Annotated in this window: 11 protein-coding genes; all 11 read left to right on the top strand. The window is 55.1% G+C overall.

From position 1 onward, the window contains the following. The first annotated feature begins 174 nt into the window (after positions 1-174). Positions 175-2,199, top strand: coding sequence for a methyl-accepting chemotaxis protein (locus BR04_RS15480; RefSeq protein ID WP_496356928.1), 2,025 nt, complete (start codon positions 175-177; stop codon positions 2,197-2,199). A gap of 177 nt (positions 2,200-2,376) precedes the next feature. Next, entirely contained in the window at positions 2,377-4,386 is a 2,010-nt protein-coding gene (locus tag BR04_RS15475; protein WP_496356927.1) for a hybrid sensor histidine kinase/response regulator, read from the top strand. A gap of 42 nt (positions 4,387-4,428) precedes the next feature. Then, entirely contained in the window at positions 4,429-5,757 is a 1,329-nt protein-coding gene (locus tag BR04_RS15470) for an ATP-binding protein (RefSeq protein WP_496356926.1), read from the top strand. Continuing rightward, positions 5,754-6,377 (top strand): response regulator transcription factor, encoded by a 624-nt coding sequence (locus tag BR04_RS15465; protein WP_496356925.1) that lies wholly within the window; start codon positions 5,754-5,756, stop codon positions 6,375-6,377. Before BR04_RS15470 ends, BR04_RS15465 begins: the two co-directional genes overlap by 4 nt. Before the next feature lie 56 nt (positions 6,378-6,433). Further along, positions 6,434-8,443, top strand: coding sequence for a methyl-accepting chemotaxis protein (locus BR04_RS15460; protein ID WP_496356924.1), 2,010 nt, complete (start codon positions 6,434-6,436; stop codon positions 8,441-8,443). A 59-nt stretch (positions 8,444-8,502) separates the two neighbouring features. Beyond that, the gene (locus BR04_RS15455) at positions 8,503-11,844 is read left to right on the top strand and encodes a CHASE domain-containing hybrid sensor histidine kinase/response regulator family protein (protein WP_496356923.1); all 3,342 of its coding nucleotides are present in this window, start codon (positions 8,503-8,505) and stop codon (positions 11,842-11,844) included. Continuing rightward, a complete protein-coding gene (locus BR04_RS15450; RefSeq protein WP_496356922.1) occupies positions 11,841-12,971 on the top strand; it encodes an FIST signal transduction protein in 1,131 nt (376 codons plus the stop codon). The genes BR04_RS15455 and BR04_RS15450 overlap by 4 nt, the downstream gene beginning before the upstream one ends. Further along, the gene (locus BR04_RS15445; protein ID WP_496356921.1) at positions 12,961-15,696 is read left to right on the top strand and encodes a PAS domain-containing hybrid sensor histidine kinase/response regulator; all 2,736 of its coding nucleotides are present in this window, start codon (positions 12,961-12,963) and stop codon (positions 15,694-15,696) included. Before BR04_RS15450 ends, BR04_RS15445 begins: the two co-directional genes overlap by 11 nt. Beyond that, positions 15,693-16,832, top strand: coding sequence for a hybrid sensor histidine kinase/response regulator (locus BR04_RS15440; protein ID WP_496356920.1), 1,140 nt, complete (start codon positions 15,693-15,695; stop codon positions 16,830-16,832). The genes BR04_RS15445 and BR04_RS15440 overlap by 4 nt, the downstream gene beginning before the upstream one ends. Positions 16,833-16,851: 19 nt before the next feature. Continuing rightward, positions 16,852-19,890, top strand: coding sequence for a hybrid sensor histidine kinase/response regulator (locus BR04_RS15435; protein ID WP_496356919.1), 3,039 nt, complete (start codon positions 16,852-16,854; stop codon positions 19,888-19,890). A gap of 450 nt (positions 19,891-20,340) precedes the next feature. Next, positions 20,341-20,495 (top strand): IS1634 family transposase N-terminal domain-related protein (locus BR04_RS15430; protein ID WP_496356942.1); only part of this gene is annotated, 155 nt, incomplete at its 3' end.

Below are 20,495 nucleotides of genomic sequence, written 5' to 3'. Positions count from 1 at the left end.
AGGGCGCTGATCAGAAATCTTTAAGCCTGTCCTCTCCCCCCCCCAGGGAAAAGACAGGCCATCAGGGACAGAAGCTGAGAGGGTTGCTCTGAATCAGAATCTGAAAAAAACAGATCCGTTTTTGTAAGGAAAAACCTTCACCATCACCACATTCCAGCAAAAAAGGAGAATTCCATGAAAGATGCCTGGACCATTGGTAAAAAACTGATCACCTCTTTTCTTGGTGTGGCCTTCATCACCCTTGTGGTGGGGCTTGCGGGATTTTATGGCGCAAACCTGGGAGCAAAAGCAATTTATGAGCTCAGCGTTGTGCGGCTTCCCTCCGTGGACAGCCTGCTCATCGTCAAAAACAGCATGGATGCCGTACGGGGCAGTATCCGCACCCTCACCATCCCAGGTCTTGACATGGAACTTCGCCAGCGCCAGTACACCAACCTGGACAATGCAAGAGTGATCGCTGACAAGGCCATAAAAACCTATGAGCCTCTCCCCCAGACGGCGGAAGAGGCGAGACTCTGGCAACAGTTCGTACCGGCCCTCACCTCCCTGCGTCAGGAAAACAACAAGGTGGTGGAGCTTTCCAGAAAACTGGACGCCAATGGCATCGCCAACCCCATGGATTTTTCACGGCGCATGGAACAGTTCACCAAAGATCATTACAGGATAGTGAACCAGATCCGGAATCTTCTGGAAAACCCAGAAACCAGTTTTGATGGGGGAGACAGCCACACAACCTGCAACGCAGGCCGCTTCTTTGCAAGCTTTGAAACCCAGAACCAGCGTCTTCTGACCAGTATCCGGAATTTTGACGCCCCCCACCGCAGATTCCATGATACCGCAGGCCGTATCAAAAAACTTGTGGCCGAAGGCCAGACAGATGCGGCACACCAGCTCTTCCGATCCGAAATGCAGCCTGCCATGACCGCTGTGTTCGCAAGTTTTGGAGAGATGGAAGATCTGGCCAATGAGTCCATGGAAATGCTTCAGACCATGCGTACCCAGGCCCTCGGCATCGCCACGGTAAAACAGCGGGAAGCCATCAGCCTGCTGGATCAGGTGGTGGAAATCAACCGGAATCTCGCAGCATCCGAAAGCGAAAATGCTCAAAAACAGGCAACCTTCATCAAATTCCTGGTACTGATCTTCTCCGTTGCGGGTGTGCTTCTTGCCATAGGCCTCGGTCTTCTCATCACCCGTGGCATCAACACCGCCTTAAGCCGTATCATTGCCGGTCTTTACGATGGTGCCGATCAGGTGGCCTCAGCCTCGGGTCAGGTGTCTTCCGCCAGCGTCTCTCTGGCCGAAGGAGCCAGTGAGCAGGCAGCCTCCATTGAGGAAACCTCCTCCTCTCTCGAGGAAATGTCCTCCATGATCAAACAGAATGCGGACAATGCCGGGGAAGCCAATGCCCTCATGGGCCAGACCCGTCAGGTGGTGGAAACCGCCAACAAATCCATGCAGGATCTTACCCACTCCATGGGCGAAATTTCCAAAGCCAGCCAGGAAACCTCAAAAATCATTAAAACCATTGATGAAATCGCCTTCCAGACCAACCTGCTTGCCCTCAACGCCGCCGTGGAAGCGGCCCGTGCCGGAGAGGCGGGAGCCGGCTTTGCCGTCGTGGCCGATGAGGTGCGCAACCTCGCCATGCGGGCTGCGGAAGCCGCCCGGAATACCGCTTCCCTCATTGAAGGAACGGTGAAGAAGGTGGAAGAAGGGTCAACCCTGGTGACCCGTACCAATCAGGCCTTTGGTGAAGTGGCCTCCAGAAACACCCAGGTGGGCCAGCTTGTGGCGGAAATTGCGGCAGCCTCCAGGGAACAGTCCCAGGGGATCGAGCAGATCAACAAGGCCACAACGGAAATGGACAAGGTCATTCAGCAGAATGCGGCCAATGCCGAAGAATCCGCCTCCGCATCCGAAGAGATGAATGCCCAGGCAGAACAGATGAAATCCATGGTTCAGGAACTGGTGGCCATGGTGGGGGGAGCGGTTTCCAAAAGGCGTTCCTCCGGAGGAGACAGCTTTTCTTCCCATGACTATATGGAACTGGAAAGGCCCAAAAAACTCCAGACCGGCCGCAAACCCCTTCCCGCCACAGGCAAGGCGGGACTCCAGCGTCCTCCCAAGGCACCCGGCAGGGAAATCAACCCCCGTCAGGTGATTCCCATGGATGATGACGATTTTTCAAATTTCTAGCCCTTCAGTTCCGGTATCCTTCCATGCCGAGTGGAAAGGATACCGGAACTGAAGTCTCTGCATCCCTCTGTTCCCGAAAAAATCCGACATGCAGGCGTGCAGAACCGTACCGGATTTTTCCAAACCAAGTGCACGCAGGGCCTGGAAACAGCATCCCCTGATTCAGGAGAAGCCGCCATGAAAGAGACCCCCTCCCATGAGGCAGAATCTTCCTCATCGCTCCTGGCATTGGGACAACGCATTGCCCATCTGGAAGCCCTTCTCGATGAAAAAGAGAAAAGGCTGGCGGAATTGTGTGAAAACAAAACCCATCTCAACGCCATCATCGCCCATGCGCCGGACATCATCATGCGCTTTGATACCGAAGGCCACCATCTTTTCATCAACAGGGCCATAGAGGGGGTGGTTCCCCTCTCTGCAAGGGACTACATCGGAAAAACCCACAGGGAGCTGGGATTTTCCGAGGCCATCTGTCAGTTCTGGCAGAAAAACCTGAAGGAACTCTTTGAAAAGGGCGAGCCCATGGAAGGCGAAGCCCCCTACAGAAGTCCTTCGGGAAAACGGATTCTCAACTGGCGGCTGATTCCGGAATATGATGCGTGCAGCAAGGTCAGAAGCGCCCTGTGCATGGCGCGGGACATCACAGAACACCGCAGGGCCGAAAAGGCCTATGCCCAGCTTTTTAACACCATGCCCTCTGGTTTTGCCGTTCACGAAATCCTTGAAAATGCTCTGGGTGCCCCCGTGGATTATCGTTTTATCAGTGTCAATCCCGCCTTTGAACGGCTTACGGGGCTCAAGGCTGAAAAAATCCTCGGTAAAACCGTACTGGAAGTGCTGCCGGAAACGGAAAAGGAATGGATTCAGCGTTACGGAAGCCTGAAACCGGGCAGCCCCCCCATCCATTTCAGCTCCTACAGCGGCGCCCTTGGCAAATATTTTGAAGTCACGGCCTATGCCTCGGGTTCCGGCCAGTTTGCCACCCTGTTTCAGGATGTCACGGAGCGCAAGCAGGGGGAGAAGGAAAAGGCCAAACTGGAAACCCTCCTCAATCAGGCCCAGAAAATGAATGCCATTGGCCGTCTTGCCGGTGGGGTGGCCCATGATTTCAACAACAAGCTGGGGGTCATCATGGGGTATGCGGAATTTGCCCTGGACAATACGGAGCCTTCCCTGCCCCTGCATGGCGATCTGGAAGAAATCCTGAAAGCAGCCCGCAGTGCCAAAGCCCTCACCCAGCAGCTCCTGGCCTTTGCCCGTAAAAGCGAGCATCATCCCAAGCCCATTGATGTCAACAAGACCCTGGACACGATGCTCTCCATGCTGAAACGGCTCATCGGGGAAAACATTGAGCTTTCCTGGCACCCCGGAGAAAATCTGTGGCCCGTGTGCATGGATCCCAACCAGATGGATCAGATCCTTACCAACCTCTGCATCAATGCACGGGATGCCATTTCCGGTACGGGTACCATCACCATTGAAACCCAAAATACTTTCCTCGGCAGCCCCTACTGCGCGGAAGATCCGGAGCTTTCCCCCGGCGACTACATCCAGATCACCATCACGGACAATGGCTGCGGCATGGACGCAGAAACCCGCTACCAGATTTTTGAACCCTTTTTCAGTACCAAGCAGGAAGGGGAAGGCACAGGCCTGGGACTTCCGACAGCCTACGGTATTGTCAAGCAGAATGCAGGCCTCATCCGGGTTTACAGCGAGCCGGGGCTGGGCAGTACCTTCACCATTTATCTGCCCCGCTACCAGGAAGAAGCCCCCCTCTGCCATCTGGAAAACCAGGCCAGAGAAATCCCGAAAGGCCGGGAAATTCTGCTGCTCGTGGAAGATGATCCGGCCCTTTTGAGCCTGAACACAACCATGCTGGAGCGTCTGGGCTACACGGTACGCACGGCCTCCCTTCCCCAGGAGGCCCTGGCGCTGATGAAAAACAGCAAGGAATGCCTGGATCTTCTCATCACGGATGTGGTCATGCCCGGAATGAACGGCCCTGAACTTGCAAGACAACTTCAGGCCATGCAGCCTTCCCTCCGCTGCCTTTTCATATCCGGTTACACCCAGAACATGATAATGGAGGAAGGGCTCAGTCCGGACAGCAGCAACTTTCTCCAGAAGCCCTTTTCCTTCAAGACCCTCGCCCTGAAGGTACGGGAAATTCTTGAACAGAAATAGGAAAAGGATGCCGAGAATCTGTCTTCCAAGATGGGGAGCCCCATGGATATGATGCCCTTCCTCAACCCGGCCCTTGTCCTCAGCAGTCTGGTCTCCTTCCTGCTGCTGGCACTTGTTGTCTGGTTCTGCACCCTGAAACGAAAAATCCGCCTGCACACAAAGGCGCTGCTTCAGGAAATTCAGGAACGCAAATCCATTGAAACGAGACTGCTACAGGCGAAAGAGGAAGCAGAGCAACTCAACCTTTCCCTGATCCAGAAACAGGAGGAAGCTCTTGCCATGGCGGCAAGGGCGGAAGAAGCCAGCCTTGCCAAAAGCGAATTCCTTGCCCGCATGGGCCATGAACTCCGTACCCCCATGCATGGCCTTGGCGGCATGCTGGCCCTGCTCCGGGACACCCCGCTTGATGCCCAGCAGCAACGTTACCTTGCCCATGCCCTGGCCAGCAGCCAGTCCCTCATGCACCTGTTAAACGCCATCCTGGATTTTTCCAGTATACGGGAAGGGAAACTGGAGCTGAACAGACTCCTTTTTGATCTTGCCGCAACGGTCAAAAATCTCTGTAAGGATGTGGAGACTCTGGCAGAAACCAAAAATCTTCACCTTCACTGCAAAACCGATCCCCGCATCCCGGAACGTCTTTACGGAGACCCCGCCCGCATCCAGCAGGTACTCAGCATCCTGCTGGACAATGCCATCAAGTTTACCCACGAAGGGGAAATAGGGGTCACCCTTACCCTTCTTTCGAAAAATGGGCTCTCAGACAATACGCCCACCCTTTCGCTGCGATTTTCCGTCCGGGACACGGGCATCGGCATCCCGGAAACCATGCAGCAACAGCTCTTTGACCTCTTCTCCCAGGTGGACACCTCCACAACCCGGCCCTATGGGGGCACAGGACTGGGACTGCCCCTGGCCCGTACCCTCACGGAACAGATGGGGGGTACCCTGGGGTTTGAGAGCAGGGAAGGCAAGGGATCGGAATTCTGGTTCACCCTCTGCCTTGAAAAAGAAAAAGCCCCCCCCGTTCTGGATCAGAAGACCCTGATGAGCCGTTTCATGGACGACACCGATCTTGCGCATCGTGTGGTCGCGGTTTTCCTCAGCGATGTTCCGAGACAGATGGCGCTTCTGAACGGATATCTGGATCAGGGGGATGTGGAAAAGGCAAGGCGACAGGCCCACAGTATCAAAGGGGCCGCCCTCAACGTGGGAGGAAACGCCATGGCAGCCATCGCCCTGTCCATGGAAAAGGAAGACAGTCCCGCCCCCCTTCCGGCCATGCGGGCACACATGCCCGATCTGGAAAAGGCCCTCTGCCACCTGAAGGATGCCCTGACAGTGGCTTTCCCTAAAAAGGACAATCCATGAGCGACAAGAGAATTTTCATTGCCGAAGACGATCCCACCTCCCGCACCCTTCTGGAGCTGAGTCTTCAGAAATGGGGGTACACGCCCATCTGCGTGGAAGACGGAAAGAAGGCCTGGGACTTTCTCCAGCAGAAAAACCCGCCGGGACTGCTGATTCTCGACTGGATGATGCCGGGGATCAGTGGTGTTGACCTTGTCCGCCGCATCCGGATGCTGGAGGCATCCCAACCTTTTCATATCATCATGCTCACCACAAGGGACAGCCGGGAGGATATGATCTTTGCCCTGGAATCAGGAGCTGACGACTACCTGACCAAGCCCTTTCATCCCGATGAACTGAGGGCAAGGATCGGTGTGGGGTTCAGGGTACTCCTTCTTCAGGAAAAACTGGCTGCGCAGGTGCGGGATCTGAAGAAAGCTGCGGAACACATCCAGACCCTTCAGGGCATCCTGCCCATCTGTTCCTTCTGCAAAAAAATCAGAAACGATAAGGGATACTGGGATCAGGTGGAGGCCTATATCTCCAGACACTCCGAAGCACGGTTCAGCCACGGCATCTGTCCGGACTGTCTGCATGAGCATTATCCGGATTTCTCCGATGAGGTCTTGAACAAAAAATAAACGGATTACCACACTGCTTCAGCTATCTCCCATCCCCCGCCCAGCAAGGAGGCATCATGCATTTTTCCATTCGTCAGAAATTGCTTTTGGCCTTTTCCATGAGCATCCTTGTTCCCATCGTTCTCACCTTTTTCCTGCTGGGCTTCCAGATCCAGAAAGCAGCCATTCAGGCCTTTCATATCTCAGCAGCCAAAGAACTGGGGCATATCCAGACAGCCATGGATATCTTCATGGAAAGTGCCACCAATACCACCAGAATGCTGGCGGAACACCCGGATGTCAGAAAAATTGACACCTCCCTTTCCAATTACACCCAGACCCGTCAGCCCACCGCCCCAAAAGAGATGCGACTCCAAAGTCCTGAAAAGGAAATCCGGGCCTTTTTCAAACGCATCGAAACCAGCAGCCCCCACTTTGTGGAGGTGTTTCTGGGAACCCGCTGGAGCGGTTTCACCTATTCCGGAGAAGACGCCCTTCCCCCAGGCTATGATCCCAAAAGCCGGCCCTGGTATCAGAAAGGCCTCAAACATCCTGACAGCACCAGCATCACCGATGCCTATATGTCCACCACGGGTGAGCCTGTCATCAGCCTCATGCATGTCATCCGTTCCGCCTCAAAGGAAATTGTCGGAGTGGCCGGTCTGGACGTCAGTCTCGGTGCCCTGACCACCCTCATCCAGAAAAGCCGTATCGGAAAAACGGGATATGTCATGCTGATTCAGGGAGACGGCACCCTCCTTGCCAATCCGAAAAAACCGGATACCAATTTCAAAAAACTGCGGGAAACGGGCATCCCCGGTCTTGCGGCACTGGCGGATATCCAGTCCGGCAGCACGACCCTCTCCATGGATGACAAGGACTGGCTGGCCGAAATCCACAGAATTCCCGGACTGGAATGGAAGCTTGTCGGACTCATTGAACAGGATGAGGTGATGGAAGGCTTTTATGCCATGATGCGGCTCATGGCTGCCGTTGGCGTTATCGTCTTTGCCATCTTCATGGGGCTGGCCTATCTCATGGCCCTGTCCCTTTCCACCCCCATCCGGAAAACCACGGACAGACTCCGGGATGTGGCCGAAGGAGAGGGCGATCTCACCCGTAAGCTGGTGGTGGCCAGTCAGGATGAAATCGGAGAAATGGCCACGGGCTTCAATACCTTCATGGAAAAACTGCGGGAGATCATTTCCCAGGTGGTATCCAAGGCAGGGCTGGTCAACCATGCCTCCCATCAGCTTCTCGGTATTGCCAGGGAGATGGATGACAAGGTGGACGACACGGCCCGACGCGCCCAGGCCGTGGCCACAGCCGCAGAGCAGGTGAACACAGGCTTTGTTTCCGTGGCCGCCGCCATGGAGGAGGCCAACCAGAACACCAACATGGTGGCAACGGCCTCGGAAGAAATGTCCGCAACCATCGCCGAGATTGCACGGAATACGGAAACAGCCCGTTCTGTGGCGGAAAAAGCCGTGAAGGAAGCCCACAATGCCAACCAGTCCATGGATCTTCTGGGAGAAGCGGCAGATGCCATTGGCAAGGTCACGGCGACCATCAGCGAGATTTCCGAGCAGACCAATCTCCTGGCCCTGAACGCCACCATCGAAGCGGCACGGGCGGGAGACTCGGGCAAGGGCTTTGCCGTTGTGGCCAATGAAATCAAGGAACTCGCCCGCCAGACCGCAGCCGCAACGGAAGATATCAAAAAACGCATCGCCGACATTCAGGGCAGCACCCACAATACCATTGGTCAGATCCGCACCATCGACAAGATCATCCTCGAAATCAACGGCATCATCGCCACCATTGCCACTGCCATTGAAGAACAGTCCGTCGCCACGCGGGAAATCGCCAGCAATGTGATCCAGGCCTCCCAGGGCCTTCAGGAAGTAACGGGCAGTGTGGCCGAAAGCAGCAGCGTGATGGGAGAAATTACAAAGGATGTCAATGCGGTCAGCCATGCCTCCGTTGCCATGCGGAACAGCAGCAGACAGGTTGCCGAAAATGCCCAGGAACTTCGCATTCTTGCCGAAGAACTCCAGTCCCTTCTGGGAAGATTCAAAACATCCTGAAAGGCTTTCCCTCCAAACCCTTTCCCGCCTGGGGAGGCGGTCAGGAAAAAGGATACTCCATGGATTCTGCACAGAAATCCTCTCCCGAACCCAAAACAGGATGGCCCTTCTGGGTTCATGGTATCCTGCCCCTTCTCATCGGGCTGGGGCTGGGTCTCACCCTGATCCATCACCACCTCAATGACGAAGCGGATTCCCGGATCCTTCTGGAAGAAACGCTCCTTCTGGCCGAAACCCTGGATGGGGAAAGCCTCCAGATGCTGGCGTCAGGGGAGCTTCAGGCCGGAGATTCGACAAAAAAGCGCCTTGAAGATCAGATGACAAACCTTGTTTCCCTCCATCCCCAGCCCACCTACGGCTACCTGATGGCCCGCAGCCCCGACGGTTCTTTTTCCCTCCTTCTCGATGTACGGCCCGAAGGCCGCGCAGGTGTCCTTCCGTCAGCAGAAGAAGACATGCTGACAGGCGGCAAAGCCCTCCTCCTGAAGGATACGATGCAGGGCTTTCGTGCAGCCCTTGTCCCTGTACAGAATAAGGAAGTACAACAAGGGAAATTTTTTCTGGGGATGGAACAGAAACTTGCACCAGGCCTTGGCAAAGAGACAAGAATTCTTCTCTTTGCCTGTTTTTTTTTCACCCTTCTTTTTTTTTCAGGCCTGCTCCTTCTGTTAAAGGTACAAAAGCCCCGCTCCCAGAACTGGATCAGCCTCAACGGCCCTGCCTTTCTTGCCCTTTTCGCGGGAACCTGTCTGACTCTTGGAGCCGTCTGGTGGAATCACGAAGCAGAAAACCGGCGTTACCACAAAAATTTTCTTCACATGGCAGGTGTGCAGGCAGAAAAAATTATGGAGGACTTCAGGGATGTACAGCATTTTGCCCTGGAGGGCATGGGACGTTTTCTTGAAGCCTCGGAGGAAGTGGATGCCGAAGAGTTCACCCATTATGCCAGTGCCCTGCTGGATTTTCCCCTGATACGGAGCTGGGCCTTTCTTGCAGCAGATCCCCCGGATAAGGTACAGGACGGGGATGCAGTGGCAGGAGAAAAGAGGCTGCCCTTTCCCCCGATCTGGAAATGGGATGACGGAGGCCATAAAGTTCCGGTCTCTCCGGAAAGTTCCCCTTCCCCCATCCGCTACACCCTCTGCCGGAAAGGAGAGGGCCGGAACATGCTGGGCTTTGACATGGCTTCGGAACCTCTGGCTCTGGAGGCTCTGAAAAGGGCGAGGCAGTACCGGAAAGTTACGGCCACAGCCCCCCTTCCCTTTGGGTTCTGTCCTGAAGGCCATCAGGCCCTGCTCCTTTTCAGACCCGTATTTTCCCGTAAGCATCCGCAGGATCTTAGGGGCTTCATCCTTGCCGTTCTTGGGTTTGAGACCTCCCTGATCGAAAGGACTCAAACCCCTATCTCCGGGGCAGAACCTGCGGTCATCAGCGGTCTCTACCATCTGAACGCCGGAAAAAATCCAGCCCTTCTCACCGCCACCCTGCCCGGACATAGCGATGCCGGACATAGCGGTGAAGGTGAAGCACCCTGCCTGGAAAAAGGCCGCTACAAGCATATGCGTGTGCAGCCCTTCTTTTTTCTGGGACAAAACTTTGCCATCGTCAGCCATGAAGGCCCCGCCTTTACCCCTCTGCATCCTCCCAGGGCAGCGGGCCTGACCCTTGCCCTGGGCACTCTTGCCACCCTTTTTTCCACCCTCTGGATTGGATTCAGCACCCGGCGCAGGGCCGCGCTGGAAGATCTGGTACAAAAGCGCACCCATGAGCTTGCGGAAAGTGAAGAACGCTTCAGAACCCTTTTCATGAATTCCCCCGTGTCCATGCTCATCCATGACAAGGACAGTGGTGCCATTCTCGATGCCAACCCCGCAGGCTATACCGCCTATGGCTTTTCCAGCCTGGAGGAACTCCGCCAGGGAAATTTCTGGCTGGATCCCCCCTATGCCTTTGAAGATGCCCTGCGGCATATCCGGAAGGCAACCCGGGAAAAAATTCCTCCCCTTGAGTGGGCCTGCCGTACAAAATCAGGAACTCCCATCTGGGCCAAGGTGGCCCTGACGCCCATCTCCCTGAAGGGAATCCTGCGCATTCTGGTCACCTGGATCGACATTACGGAACAGAAAAGGGCGGAACAGGAACTGCGTACCGCCAATACCCTGCTTCAGGAAGCCACGGAGCAGGCAAAGGATATGGCCCGCAGGGCCGAAGCGGCCAATGTGACCAAAACGGAGTTCCTTGCCAACATGAGCCATGAGCTGCGTACCCCCCTGAATGCCGTCATGGGCATGACGGCATTGCTACAGGATACGCCTCTGACTGAAGAACAAGGATACTATACCGAGGTGGTGCAGAAGAGCAGCGAAGCCCTTCTCCATATTATTGGCGATGTTCTGGATTTTGCCAGACTGGAGGCGGGCAAGCTGGATCTCTGCTTTCAGCCCTTCCATCTGGGCAAACTGCTGCATAACCTCATGACGGTCTTTGATGTGGCGGCCAGACAAAAGGGCCTGCTTCTGAGCTGCCAGCAGGACGCCGGGGTACCGGACACGCTTACGGGGGACAGGGAAAGACTCCGCCAGATTCTCACCAATCTCATGGCCAATGCCATCAAATTTACGGAAAGAGGAAGCGTCAGCCTCCATATTTCCTGTGAGAGCACAGGAGAAAAGGACGTCTCTCTGCGCTTTTCCGTAGAAGATACGGGGATGGGCATCCCCCGGCAGAAACTGCCCCGGCTCTTTGAAAAATTTACCCAGGCCGATACCTCCATCACCCGCCGTTTCGGCGGTACAGGCCTTGGACTTGCCATCTGCAAAGAACTGGTACAGCTCATGGGCGGAGAAATCGGCGTACACAGTGAGGAGACCCAGGGCTCCTGCTTCTGGTTTTCCCTTCCCTTCAAAAAAGCCCCGGCCCACGCCGCCCTTCACCCGGAAAGCGAAGAAAACCCCCCAGGCATCCTGCCGCCCTGTCCTATGACAACCGAAAAAAATCCCGTCACCAGCAGGCCCCGGATTCTGGTGGCTGAAGACAACCCCACCAACCAGGTGGTCACGACAGGACTTCTGGCCAGACTGGGATTTCTGGCGGATGTGGCGGAAAATGGCCTGAAGGTTCTCGAGTTTTTACAGAAGAGCCGCTATGATCTGATTCTCATGGATGTGCAGATGCCGGAAATGGACGGGCTGGAAGCCACCCGACGCATCCGGAAAGGGGAAGCCCCCGATCCCGCCATTCCCATCATTGCCATGACAGCCCATGCCCTGAAAGAAGACCGAAAAGACTGCCTGGCGGCGGGCATGGACGACTACCTCGCCAAACCCGTATCCGCAGAGGCCCTGAGCCATATGCTGCTGCGCTGGCTTTCCCGGACAAGCCCTGAGGAGAACCACCTATGATCCTGCATATCTGTAAAGAAGGAAAAGCGGAAACTGCTGAAAAATGTCTCCTGGAAATGACAAGGGATTCCCGTGTTCAGGCCGTTCTGGTTCTGGCCTGTGATGCCAATGGCTGGACAAAGGAAGGGGTGGATCCCTGGATCAGAGCCTGCCGCATCCCCGTTTTCGGGGGGATCTTTCCCCAGATTCTGGCCGATGGGCAAAACCTCGAAAAGGGATTTCTCATGGCAGGACTTTTTCATCCCGTTGAAATTCTTGTCCTTACGGGAACCAGCCGACCGGGAATGGATTTTGACACCATCCTGGAAGAAGGAATACGGGGCATGGATTTTCACAAGAAAACCCTCTTTGCCTTTGTGGACGGACTCTCCCGCCGCATTGAGGCCCTTCTTCAGGGACTTTTTAACAGCATCGGCCTGATTCCCAATTACATCGGCGGAGGGGCAGGCTCCCTGAGCTTTATCCAGAAACCCTGCATCATCACGCCCATGGGCCTGCTCATGGATGCCGCTGTCCTGGCCCTTTCCGCTGTGCCCAGCAGCATCGGGGTCGCACATGGCTGGTCGCCCATATCCGAGGCCGTCAAGGTCACGGAATCCCGCCAGAACCGCATCATCTCCCTGAACTGGGAACCCGCCTTCACCGTATACCGCCGTATCGTTGAACGTCATTCCCGGCTTTCCTTTGAAAGTACCCCCTTTTTTGACATTGCCAGGGCCTATCCCCTGGGCATTGCCCGCATGGATGCGGAAATGGTGGTACGGGATCCCATTTTTACGGAATATGAGGCCCTCATCTGCGTCGGTGAAGTTCCCGAAGGCACCTATGTGCATGTCATGAACGGGGATATGCGCTCACTCATTGCAGGCGCAGAAGAAGCCAGAAAAGCGGCTTTCAGAGTCTATACCGGAAAGGAAGACCATCCCGTTCTGTTTCTGATGGACTGCATCTCCAGGGTGCTGTTCATGGAAGAGCATTTTAAACTGGAAATTCTGGCCCTTTCCCAAAACGGCTGCACCTTTGGCGCCCTGAGTCTGGGAGAAATCGCCAACACCGGAGAATCCTCCCTGGAATTCTACAACAAAACCGTTGTGGCGGGTCTTCTCGGAGATGCCCATGAATCCTGACCAGTACAGGGATATTCTTCTGGAGATTGCCTTTTCCATCAGTGGTGAATTTCAGATGGATAAACTGCTCCAGAACTGCCTGCCCATCTTCCTGCGCAAACTGAACTGCACCCTGGCGGCGGTTCTCCGCAGGGAAAACGGAAGCTGCCATACCATCCATCTGTTTCCCAGGGCCATGACCCAAAACCCGGCCTACCAGACCGCTGTCATCCGGCTGGAAACCGCCCTCAATACCCCTGCCTCCCAGTTCTGGCGATGCCTTGAAGGAGAACGGGACGTCTACTACGCCTTTCCCCTGGAAGACTGCGGTTTTCTCCTGCTGGCAAGAACCAAGCCCTTTGATAAATATTTCCTTAATGAAATGAAACCCTTAAGCAGAATGCTGGCCAGAGCCTGCCTGTCCTGCCTTGAGGTGGAAAAACGCAGACAGAGTGAAGCCCAGCTCCTGATCCAGAAGGCCCATTTTGAATCCATCTTCACCAACACCCATGACGCCATGGTCTATTTTGACGTCCAGCACAGGATTTTCAATATCAACGGGCGCTTTACGGAAATGTTCGGCTATACCCTGAATGAAGTGGCGGGAAAAAACATCAACAGCATTGTGGATCCCAAGGGGATGGAAAGGGAAAAGGGCTATGGCTCCCCCAGAATCCTTGCGGGAGAGACCCTTGAAATGGAATGCATCCGCTATGCCAAAAGCGGGGAAGGCATTGAAGTGCTGCTCAAGGGCGGGCCGGTGCATGTGGATGGCAGAATTCAGGGAGGGTATGCCGTCTATTCCGATATCACCCGGCGCAAACAGGACGAACGCAAGACCCGGGAAATCAATCTCCTCCTGGAAAAGGCCATCGACCGGGCCAACCGCCTTACGGTACAGGCAGAAGCCGCCAACATGGCGAAAAGCACCTTTCTTGCCACCATGAGCCATGAAATCCGAACGCCCATGAACACCATCATCGGACTGACGGATCTCTGTCTCCGCACCCCCCTCTCGGAAAAACAGCAGAACTACCTGACGAAAATCTCCCAGGCAGGGCATATCCTTCTCGGAATCATCAACGATGTACTGGATTTTTCCAAGATTGAGGCCGGAAAACTGCGCATGGAAAAAACGGCCTTCTGCCTGAACGATGTCCTGGATCAGCTTCTTACCCTGATGGGCGCACGGGCCAGAGAAAAGGGACTGCACCTGAAAACCATCCAGGATCCGGACATCCCCGCCTGCCTCATGGGAGATGCCCTGCGTCTGGGGCAGGTTCTGACCAATCTGGTGGGGAATGCCGTCAAATTCACGGAAAAAGGTGACATCCGGCTGGAGACACGGCTCCTGCACCAGGAAGATGCTGTGGTGTTTCTGGAGTTTGAGGTAAACGATACGGGAATCGGCATGACAGAAGCAGAACAGAAAAAACTCTTCCAGCCCTTTTCCCAGGCGGACAGTGCCACCACCCGTAAATTCGGTGGTACCGGTCTGGGACTGACCATTTCCAAGCAGCTTGTGGAACTGATGGGAGGGGAAATCCGTATGGAAAGTCAGGCCGGTCAGGGCAGTACCTGCACCTTCACCTGTAGGCTGGAACGCTGCCCGGACAGGGAAATCCCCCGCCTGCTTTCTCCAGCCCCAAGCAGCTCTCAGATTCAGGACGGTCTGAAAGGAAAGCGCATCCTTCTGGTGGAGGATCATCCCGTGAACCGGGATCTGGCCTGTGAAATCCTGCAACAGGCCGGTATGGAAGTGGACACGGCCTTCAATGGCCTGGACGCCCTGGAAACCCTTCGCAGCCACCGGGGAAGTCCCTATGATGCCGTTCTCATGGATATCCAGATGCCCGTCATGGACGGCTATGAAGCCACCTCCGAAATCCGTAAAGAAGATCGTTTCAAGGCACTTCCCATCCTGGCCATGACCGCCAATGTCATGGGCGAAGATATCATCAGGGCAAGGGCCTGCGGCATGAACGGTCACATTCCCAAACCCATTGACCAGAAACAGCTTTTCGCCCTTCTCCTGGAACACATCACGGGCGAAAAACAAGGGCTGCCGCCGGATCCTGCCCCCCTCCCCCTTCCCTCCCGGCATCAGGGCATTCCCCCCATTGCCGGAGTGGATGTCAAAACGGGCCTTGCCCGCCTGGCCTTTAACGAACAGATCTACCTGAAACTGCTGACCCGCTTCACGGAAAGATTCAAAGACACGGCAGAGGACATCCGTGGGGCCCTTCTTAAGGAAGACCGCACCCTGGCCATACGTCTGGCCCATACCCTGAAGGGACTGGCCGCCACCATCGGTGCCGATACCCTTGCGGACAGGGCTGCGGAACTTGAAAGCCTTCTGGGAAAAAATCCGGAAAAGAATCCGGAAGACAGCATTCTGGCCCTGTCCCTGGAACTGAAGGAACGGATACAGGCCATTGACAGGGGGCTCAGCGCCATGCCCGAATCCTGTCTCCAGGCTCTCGGCTGTCCGGAAAATTCCAAGGCAGATCTTTCCGAAGCCCTGTACCGTCTCTATGATCTTGTGGCCCAGTATGACACACGGGCAGGAGAAACACTGGAATGTATCCTGGTGGAGCGATCTCTCCCTCCCAGAATGCTGGAAACCCTGAGCTACATCCGGAAACGACTGAATCATTATGATTTTGACGGTGCCATGGCCCTTCTCCATCCCCTTGTACACAGTGCAAAATCCCACGCCAGACCTGCCCCAGGAAATCTCCCATGACCCCTGACACCCTGCTCCAGACCCTGCTGATTGTGGACGACAACCCCGAAAATCTGGATATTCTCCAGATGCTCCTGACACCCGAATACAGGGTAAGGGCCGCCACCAGCGGCACCCTTGCCCTGAAAATCGCCCGGCAGTTCCTTCCGGATCTCATTCTTCTGGACGTCATCATGCCGGACATGGACGGGTATGCGGTATGTCGTCAGCTCCAGGAAGATCCCCGGACAAGGGATATTCCCATTATTTTTGTCACCTCCCGCAGTGAAACCGAGGAAGAGGCCTACGGCCTGCTGCTGGGAGCCGTGGATTACCTTGCCAAACCCGTCAGCCCTCCCATCCTCAAGGCCCGTATCCGCACCCATCTTTCCCTCTACACCGCCAGAAAACACCTGAAAAAGCAGAATATCGCCCTCAGGGAAGCGGTTCGTATGAGAGAAGAGGCCGAGCACCTCATGCGTCACGATCTGAAGGCCCCGCTGAACGCCCTGGTGGGGATTCCCGCCATCCTGCTCATGGATGGCAACCTCACGGAAGAGCAGCGGGAGATGCTCCGCACCCTGGAGGATACGGGGTGGCGTATGCTGGGCATGATGGATCTTTCCCTCATCCTCTGGAAGATGGAGTCAGGCCGCTACCTCCCGGAACCCCACCCCGTGGATCTCATTCCCATGATCCGGAAAATCCTTGCGGAACTGGATGGCATGATCCGCCAGAAAAAACTGCGTCTTTCCCTGTGCACTGAAGAAAAAAGGGGGCAGCCTCTCCGGCCCCTGCATGAAGGCGACAGATTCATGGTACTGGCCGAAGACCTGCTCTGCCACAGCCTGCTTTCAAACCTGCTGAAAAACGCCATGGAGGCCTCTCTCCAGGGAGAGGTTCTGGAACTGACCTTCTTTTTTCAGGAAAAAGAAGCCCGCCTCTGCATTGAAAACAGCGGAGAAGTCCCCCGGGAAATCCGGGAAACCTTCTTTGAAAAATATGTCACCTCCGGTAAAAAGGGCGGTACAGGTCTCGGCACCTATTCCGCCCGCCTCATCGCCAGAACCCTGAAAGGCGATATCCTCCTGGATACAGGTGTCAGGGGACGTACACGGATTTCCCTGTACCTGCCGACGCTTCCCGCCAGTCCCTAATATGGAAAGTGACTTCCCTATGTCCGAACTGCGTGCCCTCATTTCTATAAAGAAGAAAAAATTCTGGCTGTCTGTGACAGCTCTTCTTTCTGCCATCACTGCTCTTGCAGTTTTCACTCCTCCCCTTTTTTTTCTCACGGCCTGCGCTTCCACAGCCATCCTCTTCTGGATCTACAAGCACAGGCAGGCGGTGACCGAACTGCGGCGCAGCCAGAAAAAAATCCTGGAAAACGAAAAAAAACTCACGGACATTCTGAACAACCTCACCCATGTGGTCTGGTCCCTCACCTGGCCGGACATGAAAACCCTCTTTTACATCAGCCCTTCCGCAGAAGCCCTCTATGGCCTTCCCCTGCACGTCTTTTATGACAATCCGGACATCTATTTCAAAACCATCCATCCCGATGACCTGCACCGTTTTGACAACGTACGGCAGATTCTTGAAAAAGACGGTTACAACAACCACAGCTACCGGCTGATCCATGCCGACGGGAGTATCCGCTGGGTCAACGCCAACTGCTATCTCGTTAAGGATGAAGAGGGCAGGCCGGTACGTATCGACAGAATCCAGACCGACATCACCCAGAAAAAAGAAGCGGAAGAAAAACTGAAAGCCAGTGAAATGCGCTTCCGGGTACTCGAAGAAAATTCCGACACCATCACCCAGATCATCGACCTGAACGGCAATGCCAGCTATGTGAGTTCCCAGGTGGAAAGCATCCTGGGCTATACGATGGAAGAAAAAACCTCCATGCAGGACAATCTCGCCCGCATCCATCCCGAGGATCTTCCCGCTGTCCGGGATGCCATCCGGAGAATCAGCGCAGCGCCCCTCGCCAGAGAACGCATCGCATACCGCTACCAGCATAAAAAAGGCCACTGGGTCTGGCTGGAAACAAGGGCCTGCAATCTGTTCCACAATCCCTTCGTCTCCGGTCTCTTCCTTTCCATTCAGGACATCACCACACGCAAGGAAGCGGAGATGGATCTGATCCGTTCCTGGGAAGAGCTGGAAGTCACCAACCATGCCCTGGAAGAGGTCATCGGTCAGGCCCAGGAAATGGCCATGCAGGCCCAGATGGCCAGCATCGCCAAAAGTGAATTCCTCGCCAACATGAGCCACGAAATCCGCACTCCCATGAACGGGGTCATCGGCATGACCTATCTGCTTCTCGATACGGAACTGAGTGACGAACAGCGCCATTATGCGAAAACCATCAGCAGCAGTGCCTATGTCCTTCTGGAGCTGATCAATGACATCCTGGATTTTTCCAAGATTGAGGCGGGAAAGCTGGATCTTGAAATTCTGAATTTTGACCTCGAAAAACTGGTGCAGGAGCTTTGCCTTTCGCTGGCAGTCCGCGCCGAGGAAAAAGGGCTTGAACTCATTTTCACCATGGAACCCGATGTGCCCTTTCTGGTACAGGGGGATCCGGGCAGACTGCGTCAGATCCTCACCAACCTCCTGGGCAATGCCATCAAGTTCACCCCCAGAGGCGAAGTCAGCATCCGGATACGCAGGCTTTCAGAAGAAAAAGACCACGTCCTTCTGCACTTTGCCATACGGGACACAGGCATAGGCATTCCGGAAGACAAACAGCATCTGCTGTTTGAAAAATTTACTCAGGTGGAAAGTTCCACCACGCGGGAATACGGGGGCACCGGCCTTGGCCTTGCCATCTCCAAAGAACTGGTAGACCTCATGGGAGGTGCCATGGGCGTGGAAAGCCGCAAGGATGAGGGCAGCACCTTCTGGTTTACCCTGAAACTTCAGCTCCAGGATCAGGTACCCCGCATCCCTGCCCTGCCCCCCGCTGGACTGAAGGGAATTCCCTGTCTCATTGTGGATGACAATGCCACCAACCGGGAAATGCTGAGAACCCGGATGCAGCTCTGGGGAATGCTTCCCGCTGAGGCGGAAAACGGGTTCAAGGCCTTGCAGATGCTGGAAGAAGCTGCCCAAAGCAGCAGGCCCTTCCCCATTGCTGTCCTCGATATGCAGATGCCGGGCATGGACGGCAGGGAGCTGGGACGTACCATCCGGGCCACCCCCCTTCTCGCTTCCACCCGGCTCATCATGCTCTCTTCCCTTGCCCAGCGCGGAGAAGCCAGTGAACTGGCCCGTATCGGCTTCACAGGGGTTCTCACCAAGCCGGTGATTCATCAGGATCTGCAAGCCCTGTGCTGCATGGCCTTAGGACTGAAGGATAAAGCCCTGCCCTCAGGCATTCCCATTCTGACCCGGCACACGGCCCGGGAAAGCCTGCCCTCCTTTGGCAAAAGTGCCTGCCGCATTCTGCTGGTGGAGGATAACCCCACCAACCAGAAGGTGGCCCTGGGCATTCTCTCCAGACTGGGACTGCATGCGGATACGGCGGAAAACGGGCATGAAGCCCTCAAGGCTCTGGAAAACCAGCCCTACGACCTTATCCTGATGGATGTCCAGATGCCCGTCATGGACGGGCTTACCGCCACCCAGAAAATCCGCTCATCCGACACCTTCCCCCAGAATCAGAACATCCCCATCATTGCCATGACCTCCTATGCCATGCAGGGAGACAGGGAAAAATGCCTTGAAGCCGGTATGGACGACTATCTTTCCAAACCTGTCACGCCCCATGCACTGACTCAGATGCTGCAAAAATGGCTGCCCGTTCAAAAGGATCTCCCCGCCGGAGTGCCAGCACGGCCCCCCGCCCCCCCGAAGCATCCCGCCAGGGTCTGGAATCCCCAAACCCTTGAAATCATGATCATGGGCGATCTGGAGCTGGCAGCAGGTCTCACGGAGGACTTCTACAATGCCATTCCCGTTCATCTTGAGAAAATGCGGGCCTGCCTTGACGAAAAAAATCTGAAGGATCTTGAACTGGAAGCCCACACCCTGAAAAGCACTTCCGCCCTGGTGGGAGCCGAAGCCCTTCGGGATGCCGCTGCCCGTATGGAAAAAATCGCCAGAGAAGGCGGGAGAGAAGCCGCTCCTGCGGCTCTGGCCGATGTGGCCCAGGAAATCCAGCGGGTGACAGAATATAAAGCTTCCCCTGAGAATCAGGATTTTTAACGGAGAAGAATAACGAGATCTTCCGTTTCCATAGCATAAATTTAACTGATTGCCATCTTTCTTCAGCTATCGTTCCCATGCTCCAGCGTGGGAACGCCCTACCGGGCGCTCCTGCGCCCAAGGCCAGTATCCTCGGGAATTCCTTCTCCAGGAACCGGATATTGATGAAGCGCCGGGACGATCCAGACCCAAACATGGAGCGCATCCGGTTTCTGAATGTCCTACAAGCGTTTGGGGTATGACAGTGTTCCGGGATTCAAGACGCTGGAGCGTCTTAACCCAACTTCGTCAAAATTGATCGGGCAACGCTTATTTTTTGCCCAAAACCCCATGTCTTGCAGGCATAACTGCCTGAAATCATTGTTTTGTACCGGGCAAAACCCAAATGTAGTGACCCATAAAACAAAATAATTATTGACACCCCCCTGTTTTTTAGCTACGGTGACGGGTATGTATATTAAACGCGTCCGCAAATCGAACCGTAACAGCAAGAAGGTGTATGAATATCTGCACCTTGTTGAAACTATCCGAACCCCGAAAGGGCCTCGGCAGCGTCTTATTTTAAATCTGGGGATTCTCGATGTGCCCCAGGAGCAGTTCAAAGA

It is taken from the genome of Desulfobotulus sapovorans DSM 2055 (assembly GCF_059569355.1).
This window is presented reverse-complemented; position numbering and strand designations above follow the sequence as displayed.

Coding starts and splice junctions, on each gene's coding strand:
- BR04_RS15460 (WP_496356924.1), top strand. CDS start 6,434: ATGCATTTTTCCATTCGTCAGAAATTGCTTTTGGCCTTTTCCATGAGC.
- BR04_RS15465 (WP_496356925.1), top strand. CDS start 5,754: ATGAGCGACAAGAGAATTTTCATTGCCGAAGACGATCCCACCTCCCGC.
- BR04_RS15450 (WP_496356922.1), top strand. CDS start 11,841: ATGATCCTGCATATCTGTAAAGAAGGAAAAGCGGAAACTGCTGAAAAA.
- BR04_RS15455 (WP_496356923.1), top strand. CDS start 8,503: ATGGATTCTGCACAGAAATCCTCTCCCGAACCCAAAACAGGATGGCCC.
- BR04_RS15480 (WP_496356928.1), top strand. CDS start 175: ATGAAAGATGCCTGGACCATTGGTAAAAAACTGATCACCTCTTTTCTT.
- BR04_RS15435 (WP_496356919.1), top strand. CDS start 16,852: ATGTCCGAACTGCGTGCCCTCATTTCTATAAAGAAGAAAAAATTCTGG.
- BR04_RS15475 (WP_496356927.1), top strand. CDS start 2,377: ATGAAAGAGACCCCCTCCCATGAGGCAGAATCTTCCTCATCGCTCCTG.
- BR04_RS15470 (WP_496356926.1), top strand. CDS start 4,429: ATGGATATGATGCCCTTCCTCAACCCGGCCCTTGTCCTCAGCAGTCTG.
- BR04_RS15445 (WP_496356921.1), top strand. CDS start 12,961: ATGAATCCTGACCAGTACAGGGATATTCTTCTGGAGATTGCCTTTTCC.
- BR04_RS15440 (WP_496356920.1), top strand. CDS start 15,693: ATGACCCCTGACACCCTGCTCCAGACCCTGCTGATTGTGGACGACAAC.